This is a genomic window from Pseudodesulfovibrio cashew, assembly GCF_009762795.1.
GTDB lineage: Bacteria > Desulfobacterota > Desulfovibrionia > Desulfovibrionales > Desulfovibrionaceae > Pseudodesulfovibrio > Pseudodesulfovibrio cashew.
Map to the genome: position 1 here is coordinate 3,741,589 of NZ_CP046400.1, position 21,113 is coordinate 3,762,701.

Genomic DNA, 21,113 nt, shown 5'->3' on the forward strand with positions numbered 1-21,113 from the left:
GATTCCCCCACCATGAACAACGAAACAACACAGAGGGCGGGCCTTGCGCCCGTCCTCTGGTATCTCGCACTCACCTTTGCGGCCACCTTCGCCCTGGAGGGCTGGCTCATCCTGCGCGGCGTGCGCTTTGACGGCGACGTCCTGGGCGCAGGACAGTCCCTGTGGCTCATGGCGGTCATGTGGATTCCGGGGCTGTCCGCGCTAGTGGTGACCCGCTTCGTAGAGGGCTCCCCCCTGAAGGCCGGGTTGTCGCTGCGCATTGGCCCCCTCGCCCCCTATCTGCTCACCGTCGTCCTCACACCGCTGGCTTTCGCCGCCATGTACGGCCTCACCTGGGCGCTCGGGCTGAGCTCGCCCGACCCGTCCCTGACCGTCCTGGCGGCACACACCGGCGGAGAAGAAATCCTCACCCCGGACATCGTGTTCAAGCTCCTGCTCCCCATGTCGATCTTTCTGGGACCGCTGATCAACTTCATCTTCGGACTGGGCGAGGAAATCGGATGGAGGGGCTTCCTGCTGCCCCGGCTCATGGTCCTGGGCAAGGTTCGGGCCCACTTGCTCCTGGGCGTGATCTGGGGATTGTGGCACGCCCCGCTCATCTGGGCCGGGTTCAACTACCCGGGGTACCCGGTGGCGGGCATGGCCATGATGTGCGTGCTCTGCCTGGCCTTCGGCCTGTTCATCAACGAGATGACCCTGCGCTACGACTCCGCCCTGCTGGCCGGCTTCATCCACGCAGCGGTCAACGCACAGGGTTTCGGCATCTGGCCGTGGCTCTTTCCCGGCACCGACCCGATACTGGGCGGCGGCGCGGGCCTGACCGCCGTTCTGGTCTGGATCCTGATCGGCGGCGCAGCCATGATGCTCTTTTCCCGGCGTAGAAAACGCGGGGAAACGGCCTAGAAAAGGCTGGCCCCTGCCCCGTTCTCACCAGCGAAACGCACCAAAAAAGAAAAACCCCCGCGAGCGGGGGTTTGTCATGAAGTTCTTGAATGGTTGCCAAATGCCGTCGCTCTTGCCAGAGTTCAGGGTTGGTCTTTTTGTTTCCTTAAAACGCTGCCGATTCCACAATTCTTGAAGTTGATCCAAGGTTGACTCGAAACAGCCTTTACCGGTTGATTCAAACATACGCTCCCGGCAGAACATTGCAAGCATTTTCTTAAGAAATGCGTCAATTTTTCATGCCGCGTCAGACCTTCTCGAAATATTCCTTTTCCGCACCACACTGGGGACAGACCCAGTCGTCGGGCAGGTCCTCGAAGGCGGTGCCGATGGGGATATTGTTTTCCGGGTCCCCTTCAGCCGGATCGTAAACGTAGCCGCACGGGCATTCCCACTTTTCCATACTGTTTTCCTCCGTCAAATGGCGATTGAGTGTTTGCCTGTATCTTATCAGAAGTGGTATGGGTTTCAAGCGCAAAGCCATCGGCACGGCCCCGATTTCCAAAGAAATGAACGAGCCGAACGCCGAATGACGCAGTTAATCAGTCAAGGGAGCAGAGGCATGAGGCATTTCAGGAGCATCATAGGGCTGACCTTCATCAGTTCGTTCCTGCTCTCCGGCATCCTGCTGGTGAGCCTCGGCTATCTCTTGTTCCAGACGGAAAAACAATCCATGGAAGAGGGGTACGCCACGTTCGAGACCGAACATGTCTCCACGCAGAAGGAACTCATCCGCCACGAAGTCCAGAACGTCATCGCCTACATCGAATACAGTAAATCGCTCATTGAGCAACGCGTAAGGCACGACATCCAGGCCCGGGTATACGAGGCCCACGACATCGCCACCCACCTTTACGACCGATACAAGGGCACCCTGTCGAAACCGAAGCTTCAGGCCCTGATCAGGGAGGCCATTCGCCCACTCCGCTTCAACAGGGGAACAGGGTACTATTTCATTACCCGGCTGGACGGCATGGAAGTGCTTTTCGCCGACCGGCCCGAAATGGAGAACACCAACATCCTCGGCATGCGGGACATCAAGGGCAAGGCGGTAGTCAGGGAGATGATTGATATCATCCGAAAAGATGGCGAAGGATTTTGTTCCTATTACTGGAGCAAACCCCGTCATGAGGGCAAGGGCTTCAAGAAGATCGCCTTCGTAAAATATTTCGAGCCGTTCGACTGGTTCATCGGGACAGGTGAATACCTCGACGACACCGAGGCCGTCATCAGGCAGGAGGTCCTGGACCGCATCGGAAAGATTCGCTTCGGCGAAGACGGCTACATCTTCGTCCTGAAGACCGACGGCACCTTCGTGAGCCATATCAACACCGACTTCGTCGGCAAGAACTACATGCAATTCAAGGACCCCAACGGATTCCCGGTCATCCAGGAGCTGATAGACACGGCAACGCGCCAGGGAGGCGGGTTCGTGCAGTATCTTTGGGAAAAGCCGACTCTGGGGAAGTATGCGCGCAAGATATCTTACTCTCGCGATTACAAGGAATGGGGCTGGGTCATCGGCGCGGGCATATATCTGGACGACCTGGAGGCCGCCCTGCACGAGGCGCGCGACCGGCTGAAAAAAAAGACCACCGAGGAATTCAGCCTCATGGGCTACCTCTTCGCTCTCCTGCTGGTGGTCCTGCTCTCCATCTCCTTCTTCCTGTCCCGGCGCATCGGCAGGGGCATCGAAACCTTCACCGCCTTTTTCGACCGGGCTGTCACGTCCCAGGAAAAGATCGACGAAGGCAAGCTCTCCTTCGAGGAGTTCAAGATCATCGCCTCACGGGCCAATATAATGGTAGAGGACATGGCCCGCGCCAAGGCCGAGTTGGCCGATCTGAACCAGAACCTGGAACATCAGGTTCTGGAGCGCACCGCCGAGTTGGAAAAGGCCAACAGGGAGCTGGTCCAACTGGACGTAACCAAATCCAACTTCATCTCCATGGTTTCCCATGAACTGCGAACGCCCCTGACATCCATCCTTGGCTTCACGAAACTCATCGCAAGGGACGTAACGCGCTACATCTTCCCCGTGGCCGAGGCCGACGAAAAGGCAAAGATGAAATCGCAACGCATCATCAAGAATCTCTCCATCATGGAGGAGGAAGGCGTGCGCCTGACCCGGCTGGTCAGCGACATCCTCGACCTGTCCAAGATCGAATCCGGCAAGATGGAGTGGCGGTCCGAGGAAGTCAGAATCGACCATTGCATCGGCATGGCCATCAATTCCCTATCCGGACAGCTGGATTCCAAGCCGGCCATATCCCTGGAGCAGGAGATCGCTTCAGGCCTGCCGCCCATCATCTGCGACGGCGACAAACTGACCCAGGTCATCATCAACCTGGCGGGCAACGCCATCAAGTTCATGGACCGGGGCACAATCCGGGTCACGGCGGATCGGGAAGAAGACGGCGGCGTCAGGATTCAGGTCGTGGACGACGGGCCGGGCATCGCGCCCGAGGACCAGGCGATCATCTTCGACCGCTTCCGCCAGGCGCGAAAGGACAAGGACATGGCCAAGCCCGGCGGAACCGGCCTCGGCCTGACCATCTCGCGCCAGATCGTGGAGCACTTCGGCGGCAGGATATGGGTGGAAAGCGAACCGGGCAGGGGAAGCACCTTCGCCTTCACCCTGCCCCGCAACGGAAGACCAGCCGCTCCGCGCCCCGCCTAGCCGCTGACGCGCTTGATGCGCGCGCCCACACCCGAGAGCTTTTCCTCGATATTTTCGTAGCCGCGATCCAGGTGATAGATGCGCTCGATGGTGGTCGTGCCCTCGGCGGCCAGTCCGGCCAGCACCAGGGAGGCCGAAGCGCGAAGGTCCGAAGCCATGACCGGGGCTCCGGTCAGCTTGCCCACGCCGTGGACCATGGCTGTTCGCCCCTTGAGCCGGACGTCGGCACCAAGACGAACCAGCTCCAGCACATGCATGAAGCGGTTCTCGAAGATCTTCTCCTCGATGGTACCCGCGCCCTGCCCGAAGCACATCAGGGCCATGAGCTGGGCCTGCATGTCCGTAGGGAAGCCGGGATGCGGCAAGGTGGTCACATCCACGTTCTGCAACAGGCCGTTGGCCCGCCGAACCAGAACATAGTCGTCCTCCTCCTGGAGCCAAACGCCCATTTCGCGGAGCTTGTAGCTCACGGCGTCGAGATCGGCGAAGGGGCAATCCAGGATTTCCAGTTCGCCGCCGGTGATGGCCGCGGCCACCATGTAAGTCCCGGCCTCGATGCGGTCAGGCATGACCCGGTAGTCGCACCCTTTCAGGGAGGAGACGCCCTCGATGGTCAGGATGCTGGTGCCGTGGCCGGTGATCTTCGCGCCCATGGCGTTGAGGAAGTTGGCCAGGTCCACCACCTCGGGCTCGCGGGCCGCGTTCTCGATGGTGGTCACGCCCTCAGCCAGGGTGGCGGCCATGATCAGGTTCTCGGTGCCGCCCACGGTGGGAAAATCAAGGGAAATGTGCGCGCCCTTGAGGCCGTCCGGACAGCTACCCTTGATGTAGCCTGCGGTGATCTCGAAGGTGGCGCCCATGCGTTCCATGCCGCGCAGGTGCATGTCAACGGGGCGGGCTCCGATGGCGCAGCCGCCGGGCAGGGCCACCTGCGCCTCGCGCAGCCGGGCCAGGAGCGGGCCGAGGCAGAGGACCGAGGCGCGCATGGTCTTGACCAACTCGTAGGGGGCCTCGGGCTTGAGGTCCACGCAGTTCGACGTGGCCGCATTGTTTTCAAAGGTTGTCTCGCAACCGAGAATATTCAAGAGCTTCAACGAAGTGCGGATGTCGGCCAGACGCGGGACATTGGTCAGACGGACCTCGCCCTCGGCCAGCAGACAGGCCATCAGAATGGGCAGGGCCGCATTTTTCGCCCCGCTAACCTGGATCGAACCCTGGAGGGGAACGCCGCCTTCAATGATAAGTTTATCCATGGATTACCTTTTTGTGTTTCTTTTACTTGACCGTTGAGGAAACCTTAGCTAGAAAAGCTCCCTCACACGGTGGGTGTAGCTCAGTTGGTAGAGCACTTGGTTGTGGCCCAAGGGGCCGTGGGTTCAAGTCCCATCACTCACCCCAAGTGACCTTGTAAGGACGGAATTTCCATTCCGTCCTTTTTTCTTTCCGAAATTCCTATTCAAGGTGTCCCGCATCCTTTTCGGCCTTGTCCAGCATGTCCCGTAGCGGGCGCACGCCCTCGGGCACGGTGGGGACATGATAGAGGACGTTTTCAGGGCTCCCGTCCTCCACGCCATGGTAGACCGCGTTAAGCCCGGTCCGGTCGGACAGGCCACCGCCGTTGAGGGCCACCCCTGCATACAGCCCGGTGGTATCGCCCACAAAGACCACGTCGCCCGTTTCCTGGAACTCGGCAGTACGATTGAACTCCACGTCCGAATCCACCACCGTGACGTTGGCATTGCCCTGGAAGACAACGCCCGTGTCCAGCACGTAGCGCAGGTCGTCCCCGCTCATGTAGAAGATGATGCCCGAGGTGCGGGTCACCCCGGCCTGAAGGCCCACGCCCCCGGTGCCCTTGCTCAGGAAGGCGGGGCCGCTCCAGCCGTCGGGAGTGCGGGCCATGGCGATGGCGTTGCCGCCGCCCACGGAAAAGAAGAAGCTGACGTTGCCCATGGCCGGGATGATGAGCATCCCCTGGGCGTCTCGAATCATTTCCTCGACAGCCTCCCGGTTCGGGCCCTCCAACTGCTTGCGGACCACGGCCGTGGCCTGGTCCACAATGGATTGGGCCGCCGACATCTCCCGGGGCGCGGTCGACCTGCCCGCGCAACCGCAGAGCAGGACGGCCACAAAGGCCGCCGCCAGGAATGAAAGACGTTGCTGCATATGCATGGCGTAGTGCCCCTGCCCCTATGGTGTCAAGAACGTTTGCGCAGGTGCCGGACGTCGCCCACCCGTACCGTGATCTTTTCCTTGTCGAAATACTCCAACACCGGGATCAGGTACTTGCGCGAAAGCCCGGTCAGCCCCTTGAAGTCAGGGGCGGACATTTCCTGATTTTCAGCAAAGAAACCGAGCACCTTTGACTTGATCTCGTTCAGGGCCGGGCAATGATAGTAGAGATCGTCCTTGACCCGGACCAGCTCGCCCTGCTCCTGCAACAGCTTGAGCACCGGCGCGGCCTGCTTGAAATCAAGGCCCAGCGGCTCCAACACGTCCTTGAGGTTGGGGGGCGTGGCCCCGCCCTGCGCATAAGCCGTGAGCAAGGCCTCACGCACCTTGGCCTGGTCCGAGGCAAGGGAAACCTTGTGGTCCTTGAGCCGAAGCACCTCCTGCTCGGCCACCACATCTCCCTGTTTGAGCAACCGCTCCACAATGAAATGCAACAGCTTGGACGGCAGTTCGCGCCCCCAGGAGGAGGCCAGCTCGCCCCGCTGCACGCCGGGCTTCATGGAATCCGCCTTGTGAAAAGCCTCGAGGAACCCGAGCAGGCTTTCCGTGAGGGAGCCGACCAATTCGCCACCCGCGTAGCGCCGGGCCTCCTTGTCGAAGAGCACGGCCCGCTGTTGGCCGCCAAGCACGCCCAGGGTCTTCTCCAGCGCCTTGGACTCCAGGTTGGTCATGGTCAGCAGCTCTCCGAAGGTCAACCCGGCAGGCCCGGCCAACTCCAGCTGGGCAGCGGCCACCTCACCCGGATCATCCGATGAAAGCTTGCCGATTTCAGCCACTTTATCCGAAAAGCGTTTTACCCGATGACCCGAGGGGCCCAGAACCCGCCCGCCCGCAAAGGCGCGCAGCGGAGAAAAGGAACGCAACACGATGCGGTCGCCGTAGACTCCCGCCAGGGGTTCGGTGAACCGCGCCTGGCACACGGCGGTCTCACCGGGCTTGAGCTCGTCGCGGTCGAGTAGATGGATGCGGGCCAGAACCTCTCGTGAGCCGTGATGAAAATGAATTTCCCGCCTGTGTTTGAGCGGAATATGCGAGGACTCCAGCACGGTAAGCTCGATGTCCCAGAGGTCGGACGGGAACAGGGTCCCGGGTCTCGCCAGGACGTCGCCGCGCCTGACATCGTCCACTTCCAGGCCGTGCAGATTCACGGCAGTGCGCCGTCCGGCCTGTGCCGTCTCGACGGTCTCTCCGTGGGATTGCAGGCCACGCACCTTGGTCCCGGTGCCGCCCGGATAGAGAGTCACCTCGTCGCCCACGGAGATGGACCCGGAGATCATCGTTCCGGTGACCACCGTGCCGTGTCCCTTCATGGAGAAGACGCGGTCCACGGGCAGCCGGAACAGGTCTGAACGCCGCTTGGGTTTGAACGCGCTGATCAGCTTGGAAATCTCGGTCTTGAGGGTATCCAGCCCCGCCCCGGTGTGTGCCGACACCGGCACGATGGGCGCGCCGCCCAGAAAGGTCGGTTCAAGGTAGGCTGCCACCTCCTCCTCGACCATCTCCAGCCACTCCTCGTCGACCATGTCGGTCTTGGTCAGAGCCACAAGTCCGGTCTCGACGCCCAGGAGCTGGCAGATCTCAAGATGCTCCCGCGTCTGCGGCATGATGCCCTCGTCCGCGGCGATGACCAGGACCACGAAGTCCACGCCCGTGGCTCCGGCGACCATATTCTTGACGAACTTCTCATGGCCCGGCACGTCCACGATGCCCACCCGGTCGCCCTCCCCCAGGTCGAGGAAGGCGAAGCCGAGCTCGATGGTGATGCCGCGCTTCTTCTCCTCCGAGAGCCGGTCGCAATCGATGCCGGTGAGCGCTTTGACGAGGGTGGTCTTGCCGTGGTCGATGTGCCCGGCGGTTCCCATGATGACTGGCATGTATGGCTATCCTTTTCTGGCGTGATATCGGCGTGTTCCAATCTCACTGAGCCATACCAGATAAATGGGCGGCCCGCCACAGGGGGAACCCCTCCGCGCGACCGGGGACGGGCGGAGGACAGCGGCTGTCCTCGACTGGCGGTAAAGCAAAAACATGACCGCCATGATCCGGGAACAGCCCGTCCAGCTTACGCCTGTGCGTTCAATCCCCCGATGAGTTCATTCAACTCCCGGGCGATGGAATTGAGTTCGGCACATGCCTGGGCCGATTCCCCCATGGCCTCGTTGGTTGCGTGCGATATGCCAAGCATGTCCTCGGCGGCGCTGGCGATCTCTTCGGAAGTGGCCGACTGTTCCTCCGAGGCCAGGGCGATCCCCTGAATCTGTTCCGAGGAATTGTCAGAAAGCTTGACGATCTCCTCCAGGGCTTCGCCTGCGGTCCCGGCCTGGGAGGAGCAGGCCTCCACCACCTCGGCGACCTTGTCTGTCTCGCCGATGTTCCGCCGGGTTCCCTTCTGGATGGCTCCGATACTCTCACCGACCTCGGTGGTGGCAGTCATGGTCTTCTCCGCCAGCTTGCGGACCTCGTCGGCCACAACTGCGAACCCTCTTCCGGCCTCGCCGGCCCTGGCAGCTTCGATCGCCGCATTGAGCGCCAGGAGGTTGGTCTGATCGGCGATGTCCGTGATCACGGTCATGACCCGGCCGATGTCCTCGGCCCGTTTGCCGAGATCATTCATGTTGTCCTTGAGACCGGAGGCCAGCACCCTGACATCGTTGATGGAGGAAACGACATCGGTGACGATGCCTTGGCCCTGGCGGGCCTTCTGCTCGGTCAGTTCGGCGTTGCCTGCGGCCTGGGCCGCGTTCCGGGCCACTTCGCCCACAGTGGAGTTCATCTCCTCCATGGCCGTGGCCGTCTCGGTGGCGCGCCTGGCCTGTTCCTCGGCCCCACTCCTGGACTCATTAACTCGTGCCGAGAGCTGTTCGGAAGCCGACGCCATGCGCTGGGAGAGGTCTCTCGCCCTTTCGGCAACGTCCAGAATCTTCCGCTGCGTGCTGCGAATGTCTGTCTCATCCACGACGACTTCCAGCGCACCCGAAGCCACGCCGTCCTCCACGCCAAGGGGCATCGAGTATCCTCTGATCTCCATTTTCCCGCAGTCCGGATTCGCCTTTGTCTCGCGACTTTCCTGCGACAGGGAAGCCATGGCCCGGGTGCAGACGCACTCACCGGTTCCGCAGATCTCGGCCCGGAAGACCTCACTGCACTTGCGGCCCACCAGCGACTGGCTTGTACGGGCGATCTCGCTCGTGACCTTGTTCGCATAAAGGAGGGTGAAATCACGGTCGATGGTAAAAACCGGGAAGGGGAACGAGTCGAATGTCTCGACAAAGGTATCGGCAAGGGTGTTCATGCTGCGCACCAGTTCGGCATAGGCGCCTTCATACTCGGACTCGTCGCCACGCGCCGTCAACAATCCTTTCCGAACCTGATCCGAAATGGATTCGCAATCGGAAATAACCGCCGTGAGCCGGGCCGGTATTCTGGCCACGGACCGATGAATCCTGCCGATCTCGTCATTGGGCACCGAGTCCGAATCGTTGGTCAGGTTGCCATCGGCCACTTGCTCGGCAAAACGGCTGATGCGTGCCAGCGGACGGAACACGGCAAACGGCAGGACGCCGAGGATGGAGAGGATGGGGATGATGACGGCAGCGGCGAAAATCCCCACCACCAGCATGGCCGCTCCGTCCAGGATGGTGTTCTGCTTGGAAATATCCTGAGCCAACGCAATGACCCCGATGGGATGACCCTGGTAATCCTTCACCGGGAGATAAGCCAGGGCGTAATCCCCTGAAAGCGCGAAGAACTTTTCCGCCATCCCCCGCTTGAGCCGACTCACGGACACCTTGCCGTCAAGGGCCTCGTTCTTTTTGCCCGCCACCCGGACGAAGGCACCCCCGAGTACCGGGAACTTGGCCGGGTCCTGCAATTTGGTCGTGGTCGGCAGCAGGGCCGCATCCATGTAGAGCGAAAAGAACTGCCCCTCTTCTTTCTCCAAGGGCTTGAAGACGTCGCCGTAACTCTTCAGGACCTCGACGGAGCCCAGCCGGTTGCCGCCCTCGTCCAGAACCGGGGCCAGGCCGCGAATGGCGAATCCGCCCCTGCCGGGTTCGATGCCCTGCCTCGCCTTGCCGTCCCGGTTGACGTCAAGGACCGTCTTGCGGAAGCCGGAAATATCGTCGGAAATATCAACCCATTTCCCATCCCGCTTGGCCTGCTTGTCCCGCCACATCCGGGCCAGGCTCCTGCCGTTGGGCAGGTGAAAATGCAACCTGAGCTTCTCCCCCAACACGTCGGCATATCCGTCCAGCACGGCCTTCAGGGACTGCCGGAGATCCTCTCGCGCCTGTTGCGCCATGGGATCGCTTTCGTCGTCCATCCGGCCCTGATGGGCCGACCGATACGCCGCCACAACCGAAGGCATCCGGCTGAACAGCGCGGCTTCCTCCAGGGCTCTGACCGAGGCCTCCTCGGTATTCTGCTCCACGGTTTTGGCCACACCCTTGACCAACATCTCCGCAAAAGACTCCCGAAGGGTGTCGAACTGCCCGGTCAGCAGACTGTACCCACCAATCCCGACAATCAGTACTAATGGAATAATCGGCAGTAAAATCTTATACTTGATACTCATTCCCACTCACCTCAACTAGCAATAAGAAGCCATCGGCCATGGCTGGAACAAACCTCAGGAAAATCGCGAATGCGAACTGCGGGTTGCCACAGTTCGCAAGGTATTTATTTTGATAATCGCAAAAATAGACCGGAAAGGAATGTTTTGCAAAGGAATCACAACTCGTTCTTTATGGTACAATCCGGAAGCCAAATTTCGGCACAGCCCGTAACGCGAAGGTCGAAATCTTGTGAAAAAAAGCACTATCGCCAACTTGTGCAACAGGCATTGCGAACCACCCAAAGCTGTCATCCCGCCCCGCTTCATGACTTCAAATATCGGTCAATAACACCGTACAACTGGTCCGGCCCCACCGGCTTGGCGAGATACTCGTTCATGCCCGCCTCAAGGAATTCATCCCTGCTGGAGCGCATGGCGTAGGCCGTCAGGGCCACGATCGGAATGTCCGTGTTGAGCACTCCGGCCCCGCCCGAACGGATTATGCGGGTAGCCTCCACGCCATCCATGACCGGCAGTTGGATGTCCATGAGCACGAGGTCGTAACTGTTGCCGGCAAGCTCATGAAGGGCGGCCTCCCCGTTTTCCACGGCGGTGGCGTGATACCCGGCCTTTTCTAGGAGTGACTTGACGGCCATCCTGTTGACCATGTCGTCCTCCACCAGGAGGATCGCCCGATTACAGGGAGGCTGACAAATCAAGGTCTGCCCGGCCGGCTCCTCCGGACTTCCTTCCACGGCCTGCTCGAAGGGCAGGCTTAAATGGAACAGGGTGCCTTCGCCCGGCTCACTGACCACTGACACATTCCCACCCATCAGGGAGACGAGCTGCCGGACAATGGCGAGCCCGAGGCCAGCCCCCTGGTAGGCGCGCTGAAATCCGTCATCGGCCTGGGAAAACGATTCGAAGATGCCGTCCACCTCTTCATCCCTGATCCCTATGCCCGTGTCGGAGACAGTAAAGAGAACGCGATATCCCTCAAAGGAGTGGCGGGGCAGCAGGCTCGCCTCGACAAGAATCTTTCCGCTCTCCGTGAACTTGACGGCGTTGCCCACCAGGTTGTTCAGTATCTGGCTCAACCGAAGAGGGTCGCCCGACATCATGCCTGGGACGCCTTCGTCCACACGCCTCTCCAACACAATCCCCTTTTGGCTGCAGGCCAGTCCGAACAGTTGCTCCACGGAATCGAACACTTCGGACAGGCTGAACGGCTTGTTGACCAGGCTTGTCTTGCCGGACTCGATCTTGGCCAGGTCCAGAATATCCCCCAGGAGACTTGTCAGCCGTCGGGCCGAAGCGATGGCCATGTCCACGTAATTGCTCTGCTCGACGTCCAGGGGCGTGGTCTTGAGCAACTGGTGCATGCCGAGGATCCCGTTGAGGGGCGTCCTGAGTTCATGGCTCATGTTCGCCAGGAAGACCGACTTGGCGTTGCTGGCGGCCTCGGCCCTGGCCTTCTCCTCGGTGAGCTCGGCGTTATTTTCCAGCAGTTGCCGATGCGCCTTGTCCAGTTTGAAGACCATCTCATTGAAGGCCTTGGCCAGTTCGATCATTTCATCCGGGAACGTGCCCGCCGTATCCACGATCTCCACATCCCACTTGCCGAGGCTGCTGAAGGCCTTCTTGAAATGGTCCTTGGCCGTGACCACGAGTTCGCTCACGGAGAGCACGGTCAGGCACATCCACTGCATGAGTGGAATATTTTCCCAGTGAATCTGAAATCCCCCTTCATTCGTCTCCACGTGCGTGTGCCCACTTCCTGTGGCGAACAGCTCCTCAAGGTCCAGATCGCTGAAAGAGGCATGCACATCCCAGAAGGGAATCAGGGAAAGCTCCCCTTTGGCCAAAGCCTTGATGGGAATGCCCTGGCAACTGGAGATCAGCTCCCCATCCCCGGCCACAATGCAGGTCAACTGCGTCTTGCGTCTCGAGACCAGGATGTCATGACGGATCAATTCGTCGACCTTGAGGTCAATGCTCCAGAGCCCCACGAACCTGTCGTCTAAATACACGGGGATCGAAGCCGCCACGATCAGCCCCTGTCCGGCATAATCTATGTGCGGCGCGGACCAGCGCACCTCACGCTCCGGATTCACCTCCGGCCGGACCGAGGCGTAGGTATGATATGTTGACCATTGGAAGTCCGGAGTGATCGCCGTTATCTGGTCTATATAGGGGGATTGGAGCGCCGTATTGGTGACGTCCTGATAGTATACCCAGACTGCGCTGTGCAACCGCTTCTGCATCAGGACGAGCATGGGCCCGATGTCCCGATGGCAATACATACGGAACCTCGCCTCGGGATCGTCAACCCTGTCCGGAGGCCATGAATAACTCAGCACTTCCGAGTCCAACCCGCCCCGTCGGTGCTCCTCCAGTTGAGGCACACTCAGGTAGAACCCGTCTTCACCCACGGCAAATCCATCGTTCTCCAGCCAGGCGGCGATGGCCGCTTCGTCGTGTGGGGTCTCGCGTAACAGCTTGGCCGAAAGCGATTCCAGATAATACAAGGTGTCCTCAACACGCTCCAACTCGCACGATATCACGCGGGCTATGGACTTGAGCTGGGTCTGGATCTGTTCGAATTCGGGCATGTTCTCCCCTTCTCCTGTGGACACTATTCCAACCTTACCCCAATTCGTACGCTTCGTTAAGGGAAGAATCAAGAATGCGGACACGCCGACAGGCAGGAAACGAATTCCGGATCGTCGGGTAATGACCTTTATACAATCGACACAATTCCTTATATAGTGTAAATAGATTTCGCATATCCCCAACCTTTCAGAGGAGAACCCCGTCATGCGCAAACTTTTCTGTCTGATAATCCTTGCCCTGGCCCTGCCTGCGGCTGCTGCCGCCTCCGACGTTGTCGCAACCTACAAGTATTCCGATGGCAGCATGGTCACCCTGTGCACCCGCGACGCCAGCCACGTCCGCATGGACACCTCGCCCACCAGCTACATGCTGCTCTCGGGCGGCAAGGTCTACGCCGTCAACCGTGGCGACGACGGTACCTGCACTGTCATGGACATGGACACGCTCAAGTCCTCGGGCGGCGGCCTGACCTCCATGTTCGGCGGCGGCTCCACCCCGGAATACGACGTCAGGTATGAAAAAACCGGCAAAACGGAATCCATCGCCGGCTACAAGGGTACCGTATACAAAGCCGTGGTCTTCGAAGACGGAAAAGTGGTGTCCAGAGACGAAATCGTGCTCTCCTCCCACGGCAACATCAAGAAGCTCACCGAAGCCTGGATGGCCATGGCCTCGCGCATGACCAACATGGCCGCGTCCTTTGAAGCGTCCACGGAAGAAGCCCGCAAGATGGGCTACGGCGGCGTGCTCCGCTACGGCAACGACATGCGCCTCGCCAAACTCAAGGTCATGAACCTCAAGAGCGCCTACTACCAACTCCCCTCCGGCTCCAACCAGGTCCAGGCGCAGCCTGCCGCGCAGCAATCCGACGACATGGGCCTGAGCGACGACGCCAAGGAAATCGGCATGGACGCCAAGCAGTCCACCAAGGAGGAGATCAAGGAAGGCATCCGAGGCGCCATAGGCAGCATCTTCGACTAGCTCTACCGTATCGAAAAATGCAAAGGGCCACCGGACTGGAATCCGGTGGCCCTTTTGTCTGCCCATTGCCGCCAAGCCATCAGCTTCAGCCCGCACGTCTCGGGGAACACCCGCCTCAGAGACGGCCCGGCTTTCCGCTCCGCGCGCCCAAGACTCGACCCAACGAGTTTATGGTTGCGACCGGGCGCAAAAAACGACTATGCTACGAACTAATAATGACTAAATTCAGCAGGCATACAGCATGAATGTATTTATCCGTTATTTATGGATTGTACTTATCTTTTCATTTTTTTCTCCGGCGCATGCCCAAGAAACGCTCACGCTCTGTTCTGCAGACTCCCCACCCTGGACCATTCAAAACAGCAGTTCCCCCACCGACATTGAGGGACTGGCTGTGGACATCATGTATGAATTGTTTGACCGAGCCCATACGGAAGTCCAAATGGTGGCCCTTCCGTTCAAGCGATGTCTCGCCAACACGCAGTCCGGGGAATTGGACGGATGCTTCATGACCATCAAGAATGCGGAGCGGGAAACCTATGCCGAATTCACGGACTCCTACCTGACCATTCCGACATACGCTTACTACTCCTTGAAGAAATTCGACCAATTCGAGTGGGACTCATGGGAGGATCTCAAACCGTATCGGCTCGGGGTACAACGAGGTTTCAAATACGGCCGAGCATTCACCGATGCATTGAAGTCCATGCCGTTTAAAATAGTTGAAGTTTCCGATGTGAGCGAGGGCGTCGGAATGCTTTTTCTGGATAGAATCGATTTAATGCTGACCAACGAGTTTCGATACGAGTATATGATCAGACAACATCCGGCATACGAGGGCAAACTGGCGCATGCACTCAAACCGATTGGGATAGGTCAGGTATATATCGCCATTTCAAAGAACTCCCCGCATGTCTCCATCGTTCCAAAGCTGAATGAAATTATTGCGAACATGAAATCCGACGGCTCCCTTCAAAAGATCGTCCATCCGACTCCAAGGCCATGACATGCCGTATCCCTTTGACGTTCCATGTCTCACAGAACATCGGCAAGAAGAACGCAGTTGAACTCAAACCTCTCTCCTGAATTGAGGACGGATCACCCCGGGACGACGACAATACCCGGCTCACCCGCATCCTGCGCCCCTATTCGCACAGGATTCTCCCGCTGCCGTCACCCCGATAAAGTAATTGAACGAAATCGATCCATCATCTAGTGAACCTTTTATGCTTCAGCGGACAACAATCCTTATCGCCCTTTTCCTCAGCCTGTTCATGGCTGAAGCGAGCGCGAACAACCCCACGATCATCGTTGTCGGCGACCACTCCCCTCCCTTCAGGATTTTTGAAGATGGCCGGGCATCGGGAATCTATTTCGACACCATCAAGGAAATCAGCAAACGCATGGGGTTCACTCCAAAGTTCGTCCAGGTTCCGTTCAAGCGGGCTCTGGACATGATGCGCAAAGGAACCGCCGACATGATGCCCGGCCCCAACTACACGAAGGAACGGGCCTGCAACATGGTATATACGGCTGCGATGCTGCCCGCCGAACCCAAGGCGTTCTACTATCGAAATCCCCAAAACAGGATCTTGCGATTCGACGACCTGCAAGGCAAGAGCGTGGCCAGCACACTGGGCAAGGACTACAATCATATCCTTGAGAAATCACCAAGGACGACTCTCGAGCTCGTACGCAACTACGAGCTGGCAATCCAGAAAGTCCTGTTCAACCGGAACGACCTTGTCATCCTCCCGGAATTCCAGGGGGACTACCTCCTGCATACCCGCGATCTCAAGCTCTTCAAGTCGCCGTTCAAACTGCCTGGGAAGCCGAGCCATATCTGCCTTTCGCGCAACTCGCACTTGCAGGGCCGTCAAGAGGAACTACGGAAAGCCATGGAATCCATCATCGCGGATGGTACCTTCCAGAAGATCCTCGACCGGTACTCTCCCAACCTCACAACTCCCTAAATACTCCGCCACCAGAAGATGGTGCCACATGGAATAACCAGGAATGCGGCCCCTGAACGAGGCAGGCGTTGGAAAGAGAGGCTCCATCACGCCAAAGGGCTTTGCTGTGCTCTGACAACGGGAAGAGACAAACGCACCTCTGCGGTGACAAACTCCCTGCTCGCCCATAGTTAGCCACGCCACCTCAGGGATCCACCAGTCTCACTGAGACAATGTGCTTGCTCTGGCGGTTTCAAACGACAAAACCGATACGGTTCGGCCACGCGAGACAGGAAGAGTTCATACGGGATCCGTTTCCAAAGGATGCCAGTTTATTCAAAAAAGAGAACCTAAAAGTGTTGTCAATTCTCTATGCAAAATGTAATAGATATTGTTAGGATAAACCTAGATTTCACCATTGTTGCGCCGGGGAATTTTGGTACAAGCTTATGAAGTATTTCAGTTCAGTCAGATTTATTTTGATCCTCATTGTCCTAGCAGGCATATTGCCTAACTTGGTAGTGGTGTTCTCCGCCGGACTGGAACGAAGGAACAATGAGACTGAACACGCAAAACGAACAATACTCAGATTGGCAGAGTACTACGCCTACGAGCAGATACAGGAATTTAATCGCATTAAGACCATCCTTATCACTCTGAGCAAAACAACAGAAGTACAATCCCTGGATGAAGCCGCATGTAATGAATTATTCAAATACTATCGTTCCGCAAATCCGACTTATGCAAATTTTGCCATGATAGGGCCTGACGGATTTGCTATATCATCCGCCCTGCCATTCAAGAAACCAAAGGATCTGTCGAATCGAAAAGAAATTATTGATGCCTTGAAAACGAAAAGATTCTCCATCGGAGAATATGCAATCGGGAGGGTAAGTAAAGTTCAAATATTGCCAGTGGCATATCCTGTCTACAACAAACAAGGGAGAATATTGTGCATCTTGTTAGCGTCCCTGAGACTGGGGGGCTATGAAGAATTATTTGAAAAAGCCCATCTCCCTCAGGGGTCTTTTGTAGGTCTAGTCGATTCCAAGGGAAAACGTTTGTACAGGTATCCCGTTGTGGAGAAGAAACATGTCGGAACGGCGATCCCGGCCCAGGTTTGGGATAAACTGATTCATCTGAAACAAGAGGGAATGTTCACCGCGCTGGCGGGCGATGGCAGACACATCATCTTCGCTGCCCGCCGTATACAATACAGCGCCGAGCAAGAGCCGTTCCTCAATATTTTTGTCGGCACCCCTGAGAAGGACGTCCTCCAAAAAGCGGATATCGCCACCATCAAATACGTCACCTGGGCCGGCATAGCGTTTTTCCTCTCTGTCACACTGGCTTATCTTATTGGAAAATTTGCCATTCACAACCGAGTGAAGGGATTGGTTACCGTCGCTCAGCGATTGGGAGCCGGGGACTTTTCCGCACGGACCGGGCAAGGAGAAGACAGCGGAACTTTCGGCAAACTGTTCAACGCTTTTGATAAGATGGCGGAACAACTGGAGCAAAACATTGTCGAGCGAGAACGGGGCCGAATAGCTGCCGAGAAAGCGGCCATACTTGAACAAGCCAACGTTCGCCTGCAGGAGTTGGATGAAATCAAATCAAACCTGGTATCTTCAATTTCCCATGAACTTCGAACACCGCTGACTTCGATTAGGGGTTTTGCCAAGCTTACAGGGAAAGACTTCGAACGGTATTTCAAAGTATTGGCCAACAACCCTCAATTGGAGGAGAAAGGCGATCGCATCTGCCACAATTTGGCAATAATCGAATCCGAAGGGGATCGCCTGACCAGGTTGATCAACGATTTTCTGGATATCAACCGTATTGAGGCAGGAAAGGAAGTATGGAACGACGCGTCGTTTAACCCCCTCGAGATCATAGGCAAGGCCGCTGAAGCCGTATCCGGGCAGTTCTCCACCAATCCGAATTTGCAATTACTCGTGGATCTGCCCCAAAGTGCCCCTGAGATCTTTGCCGACCCGGACAAAATCCAGCAGGTCCTTATCAACCTTCTCAACAACGCCTGCAAATTCACCAAAGAAGGCACCGTCACGGTATCGTTCAAGACAGAAGGTGAGAACATTGTTGTTAGCGTGGCTGACACCGGGATTGGCATTCATGAAAGCGAGCTCTCAGTCATTTTTGAAAAATTCCATAAATCCCAATCAGATGGAGCAATGCGCAGCGACGTGCGCGGCACAGGGCTCGGCCTCGCTCTCTGCAAGGAAATAGTACTGCACTACAAGGGAAACATCTCAGTCGAGTCAATAAAGGATGAGGGGAGTGTCTTCACCTTTACCCTGCCGATAGCCACCAAGGATTAAGCCACAAAAGCCCGCTTAACTGCTTGCCGGTCTATTCTTTTCGGTGAACCATCCGGATCATCCCGACACTGAAACGTCCTCATCAACCAGTCCACACCAGGAGGGCTCGCCCGCTTCCCTCTTGCTCGGACTACTCCCTTCGCAATACCATTCGAGACCTGGGTCATGACGATTCCCAATGGAAGTTCATTTCACAAAAAAAGGGCGTCCCTGCAACAGGGACGCCCTTAAAGTCATCAAGCTTGTCTTCCGACTAGGCGAACCGCTTCCTGGCGATGCCAAGCAGCCCCAGCAGCCCCGCTCCCAGGAGCAGGAAGGTGGAGGGCTCGGGAGTGGCGACCGGACGGATGGGGTCGATCGGAGCTACCGCGCCGTTGCGAACTGTAAACAGGTAGCGTCCCTCGACACCTACGTTGCTGCTCTCGGTCAGCGCGTAAGCGCCGCCATCCAGCAGAGCGCCGTTGACGCCGCTGCCGGCAAACTCGTAGTAGTCGCCGATACCGTTGGTCCATCCCGCATGAGCGGAGTCGCCTCCCATACCGCCAGTACCGTCAGAGGCGTCACCGGTTTCCCACAGGATCTGGTCATAGTTGAATTCGATGTCGAAATCGCCCGCGCCAATGTCGCTGCGATCAATCAGCACCAACTGGAAGCTGTTCAGCAAATCCGTATGTTGGCTATAATACCCGACGTCGATCCAGTTCACGCCGAATGCATTCAATCCGCCCAGCAGGTCCTGACCATAGGTGACCTCATTGCCCGAGCGGGTATCCACATCCGCGAAAAACGGCGCAAGCATTGCCAGTGACCCACCGGTAATGCCGTAGGGAGTATAGGTGGACAGCGCGTAATCAAACGTTACGTTACCGTTGTTGTTTACGTATAGCTGACTGTGCGTGTTCCCGAAGAAATTGGCGGTGAAGCCGATGTTGACAAGTCCAGTGGAACCGTCGTCATTCGCCCCAAGGACGTTTCCGTCAAACAGACCTGTGCGGACTGCCGCAGCGTTGGCGGCCGTGACCATGCCCGCAACGGCCAAAAACAAAGCTAGAAAACAAACAATGCCTACCCGTTTGTGCATCACATCCTCCTCAAGATCCGAGCTGTTACTAGACACGTGTTCAACCAATCAGACAAAAACGTTCGTGCAGCACATACTTGCAAGCAACATTTGTTCCAGAAACCACATTCAATAATTACAGGTAGTAGGAGAACGCATATTTATATGAACAGTGAGAACTGTTAAGTTTTTACCGAATCGGGTTAATACTTCTTTACATTGTACGGAAAATACGGACACACAATTTGCACTGTGCCTCGACGGCGGCGCACGCACCTCATCAGATGAAATGTCCTCCTCAATGAATAAACAAAATAGCCCCGCCGGATCACTCGATCCGGCGGGGCTATTGTTGCCTTGATATAATATCAAATCAGTTCTTGAGGAACTCTCGAAACGCCTTGGTGCAGGCGTAGATGTCCACCTTGCTGGAGAGCTCGAACGGGGAGTGCATGGAGAGCACGGGCACACCCACGTCGATGACGTCCATGCCGTACACGGCCAGAAACTTGGCCACGGTGCCGCCGCCGCCCATGTCCACCTTGCCCAGCTCGGACATGTGCCAGGGGATGCCCGCGTCGTCGAAGATGCGGCGCAGCCAGCCGATGAAATCCGGGTGGGCGTCGTTGGCCCCGACCTTGCCTCGGTGGCCGGTGAACTTGTTGAAACAGGGGCCGTAGCCCATGCGCGCGGCGTTGAGCGGCTCGTACACGTCCTTGTGGTCCGGATCCATGGCCGCGGACACGTCGGCGGACAGGGCCGAGCCGTTCATCATCACCTTGGAGAGGCGTGCGCCCGGTTCCCAGGCGTCCACCAGTTCCTCCATGCAATACTCGAAGAACAGGGACTTGGCGCCCGTGGCCCCCTCGGAGCCGATCTCCTCCTTGTCCCAGAAGAGCACGATCTGGGCGTATTCGGGCTCAGTCTCGGCCAGCAAAGCCTCCAGGGCGCAGAACACGCTGGAGCGGTCGTCCTGGCCGTAGGAGCCGATGATGGCCTCATCCACGCCAACGAAGCGAGCCGGACCGGCCGGAACCGCCTGCATCTCTGCGCTGAGGAAGTCCGCCTCGGTGATGCCGTACTTCTCGTTGAGCAGCTCCAGCATGCGCAGCTTGACAGGATCCTTGGCCTTGTCCTCGTCCTTCTTGCCGGGCAGGGACGGGCTGTGGCCCATGATGATGTTGAGCTTCTCTGCCTCAAAGGCGTCGGAGACCTTCTTGGTCACTTCCTTGTAGGCCAGGTGCGGCAGCAGGTCGGTGATGGTGAAAATCGGTTCGCCCGGCTCCTCGCCGATGCACACGGTGACTTCGGTGCCATCTTTCTTGACCACGGTGCCGTGCAGAGCGAGCTGCATGGCCAGCCAGTGGTACTTGCGGATGCCGCCGTAGTAGTGGGTCTTGGCCAGGGCCAGGTCCGTGTCCTCGTAAAAGGGGCGCTGCTTGAGGTCCAGTCTGGGGCAGTCGGCGTGCGCGCCAAGCAAACGGAATCCCTCGGACAGCGGGCGTTTTCCCTTCCTGGCCAGGAAGCAGGTCTTGTTGCGATTAAACCGTAAGGCCTGCGGCGCCCTGAGGTCGTCCACGAAACCGGCCTTCTCCACCTTGGCGCGGACATAATCCATGACCAGGCGTTCGGTTTTACATTCGCTCAGAAACTCCACGTAGCTCTTGGCCATGGCGTCCATGGCCTTGAGGTCCTTCTTGGAGGTGTAGACCTCCCAGGCGGACTTGGGTTCGTATTCCAGGGTATCCTTCTTGCTCAT

14 protein-coding genes and 1 tRNA gene are annotated in these 21,113 nt (G+C 57.9%); 7 read left to right on the forward strand and 8 right to left on the reverse strand.

The window, feature by feature from the left end; all coding sequences use genetic code 11:
* The first annotated feature begins 12 nt into the window (after positions 1–12).
* Entirely contained in the window at positions 13–903 is an 891-nt protein-coding gene (locus tag GM415_RS17180; protein ID WP_158950363.1) for a CPBP family intramembrane glutamic endopeptidase, read from the forward strand.
* A 286-nt stretch (positions 904–1,189) separates the two neighbouring features.
* Here the strand turns inward: GM415_RS17180 and GM415_RS17185 are convergent, their stop codons facing one another.
* Positions 1,190–1,345, reverse strand: a complete 156-nt coding sequence (locus GM415_RS17185) for a rubredoxin (RefSeq protein WP_158950365.1) — start codon at positions 1,343–1,345, stop codon at positions 1,190–1,192.
* A 159-nt stretch (positions 1,346–1,504) separates the two neighbouring features.
* Between GM415_RS17185 and GM415_RS17190 the strand changes: the two genes are divergently transcribed.
* The gene (locus GM415_RS17190) at positions 1,505–3,622 is read left to right on the forward strand and encodes a cache domain-containing protein (protein ID WP_158950367.1); all 2,118 of its coding nucleotides are present in this window, start codon (positions 1,505–1,507) and stop codon (positions 3,620–3,622) included.
* Here GM415_RS17190 and murA read toward each other — a convergent pair.
* Complete coding sequence (gene murA / locus GM415_RS17195; protein ID WP_158950369.1) at positions 3,619–4,875, reverse strand: UDP-N-acetylglucosamine 1-carboxyvinyltransferase; 1,257 nt, start codon at positions 4,873–4,875, stop codon at positions 3,619–3,621. The genes GM415_RS17190 and murA overlap by 4 nt on opposite strands.
* A 69-nt stretch (positions 4,876–4,944) precedes the next feature.
* Between murA and GM415_RS17200 the strand changes: the two genes are divergently transcribed.
* A tRNA-His gene (locus tag GM415_RS17200) sits at positions 4,945–5,020 on the forward strand.
* Between the two features lie 54 nt (positions 5,021–5,074).
* Here GM415_RS17200 and GM415_RS17205 read toward each other — a convergent pair.
* The 4 genes from GM415_RS17205 to GM415_RS17220 all read right to left on the reverse strand — a co-directional run bounded on the left by GM415_RS17205 (position 5,075) and on the right by GM415_RS17220 (position 13,018).
* A complete protein-coding gene (locus GM415_RS17205) occupies positions 5,075–5,794 on the reverse strand; it encodes a lipid-binding SYLF domain-containing protein (protein ID WP_158950371.1) in 720 nt (239 codons plus the stop codon).
* 26 nt (positions 5,795–5,820) lie between these two features.
* Positions 5,821–7,728 carry a selenocysteine-specific translation elongation factor gene (gene selB, locus GM415_RS17210; RefSeq protein ID WP_158950373.1) on the reverse strand — a complete coding sequence of 636 codons (1,908 nt, stop codon included), beginning with the start codon at positions 7,726–7,728 and terminating at the stop codon, positions 5,821–5,823.
* A gap of 188 nt (positions 7,729–7,916) precedes the next feature.
* Positions 7,917–10,427, reverse strand: coding sequence for a methyl-accepting chemotaxis protein (locus GM415_RS17215; RefSeq protein WP_158950375.1), 2,511 nt, complete (start codon positions 10,425–10,427; stop codon positions 7,917–7,919).
* Positions 10,428–10,729: 302 nt separating this feature from the next.
* Positions 10,730–13,018, reverse strand: a complete 2,289-nt coding sequence (locus GM415_RS17220) for an ATP-binding protein (protein ID WP_158950376.1) — start codon at positions 13,016–13,018, stop codon at positions 10,730–10,732.
* A gap of 205 nt (positions 13,019–13,223) precedes the next feature.
* Between GM415_RS17220 and GM415_RS17225 the strand changes: the two genes are divergently transcribed.
* The 4 genes from GM415_RS17225 (at position 13,224) to GM415_RS18125 (ending at position 18,294) form a co-directional block, all read left to right on the forward strand.
* Positions 13,224–14,000, forward strand: coding sequence for a hypothetical protein (locus GM415_RS17225; protein WP_158950378.1), 777 nt, complete (start codon positions 13,224–13,226; stop codon positions 13,998–14,000).
* Positions 14,001–14,241: 241 nt separating this feature from the next.
* Positions 14,242–15,006 carry a substrate-binding periplasmic protein gene (locus GM415_RS17230; protein ID WP_158950380.1) on the forward strand — a complete coding sequence of 255 codons (765 nt, stop codon included), beginning with the start codon at positions 14,242–14,244 and terminating at the stop codon, positions 15,004–15,006.
* Positions 15,007–15,226: 220 nt separating this feature from the next.
* On the forward strand, positions 15,227–15,973 hold the full coding sequence (locus tag GM415_RS17235; protein WP_158950382.1) for a substrate-binding periplasmic protein: 747 nt from the start codon (positions 15,227–15,229) through the stop codon (positions 15,971–15,973).
* A gap of 428 nt (positions 15,974–16,401) precedes the next feature.
* On the forward strand, positions 16,402–18,294 hold the full coding sequence (locus GM415_RS18125; RefSeq protein ID WP_242012287.1) for an ATP-binding protein: 1,893 nt from the start codon (positions 16,402–16,404) through the stop codon (positions 18,292–18,294).
* Positions 18,295–18,547: 253 nt separating this feature from the next.
* On the opposite strand, the gene GM415_RS17245 is transcribed toward GM415_RS18125, so the two are convergent.
* Positions 18,548–19,375 carry a nidogen-like domain-containing protein gene (locus GM415_RS17245; protein ID WP_158950384.1) on the reverse strand — a complete coding sequence of 276 codons (828 nt, stop codon included), beginning with the start codon at positions 19,373–19,375 and terminating at the stop codon, positions 18,548–18,550.
* A 352-nt stretch (positions 19,376–19,727) separates the two neighbouring features.
* Positions 19,728–21,113 (reverse strand): aminopeptidase, encoded by a 1,386-nt coding sequence (locus GM415_RS17250; RefSeq protein WP_158950386.1) that lies wholly within the window; start codon positions 21,111–21,113, stop codon positions 19,728–19,730.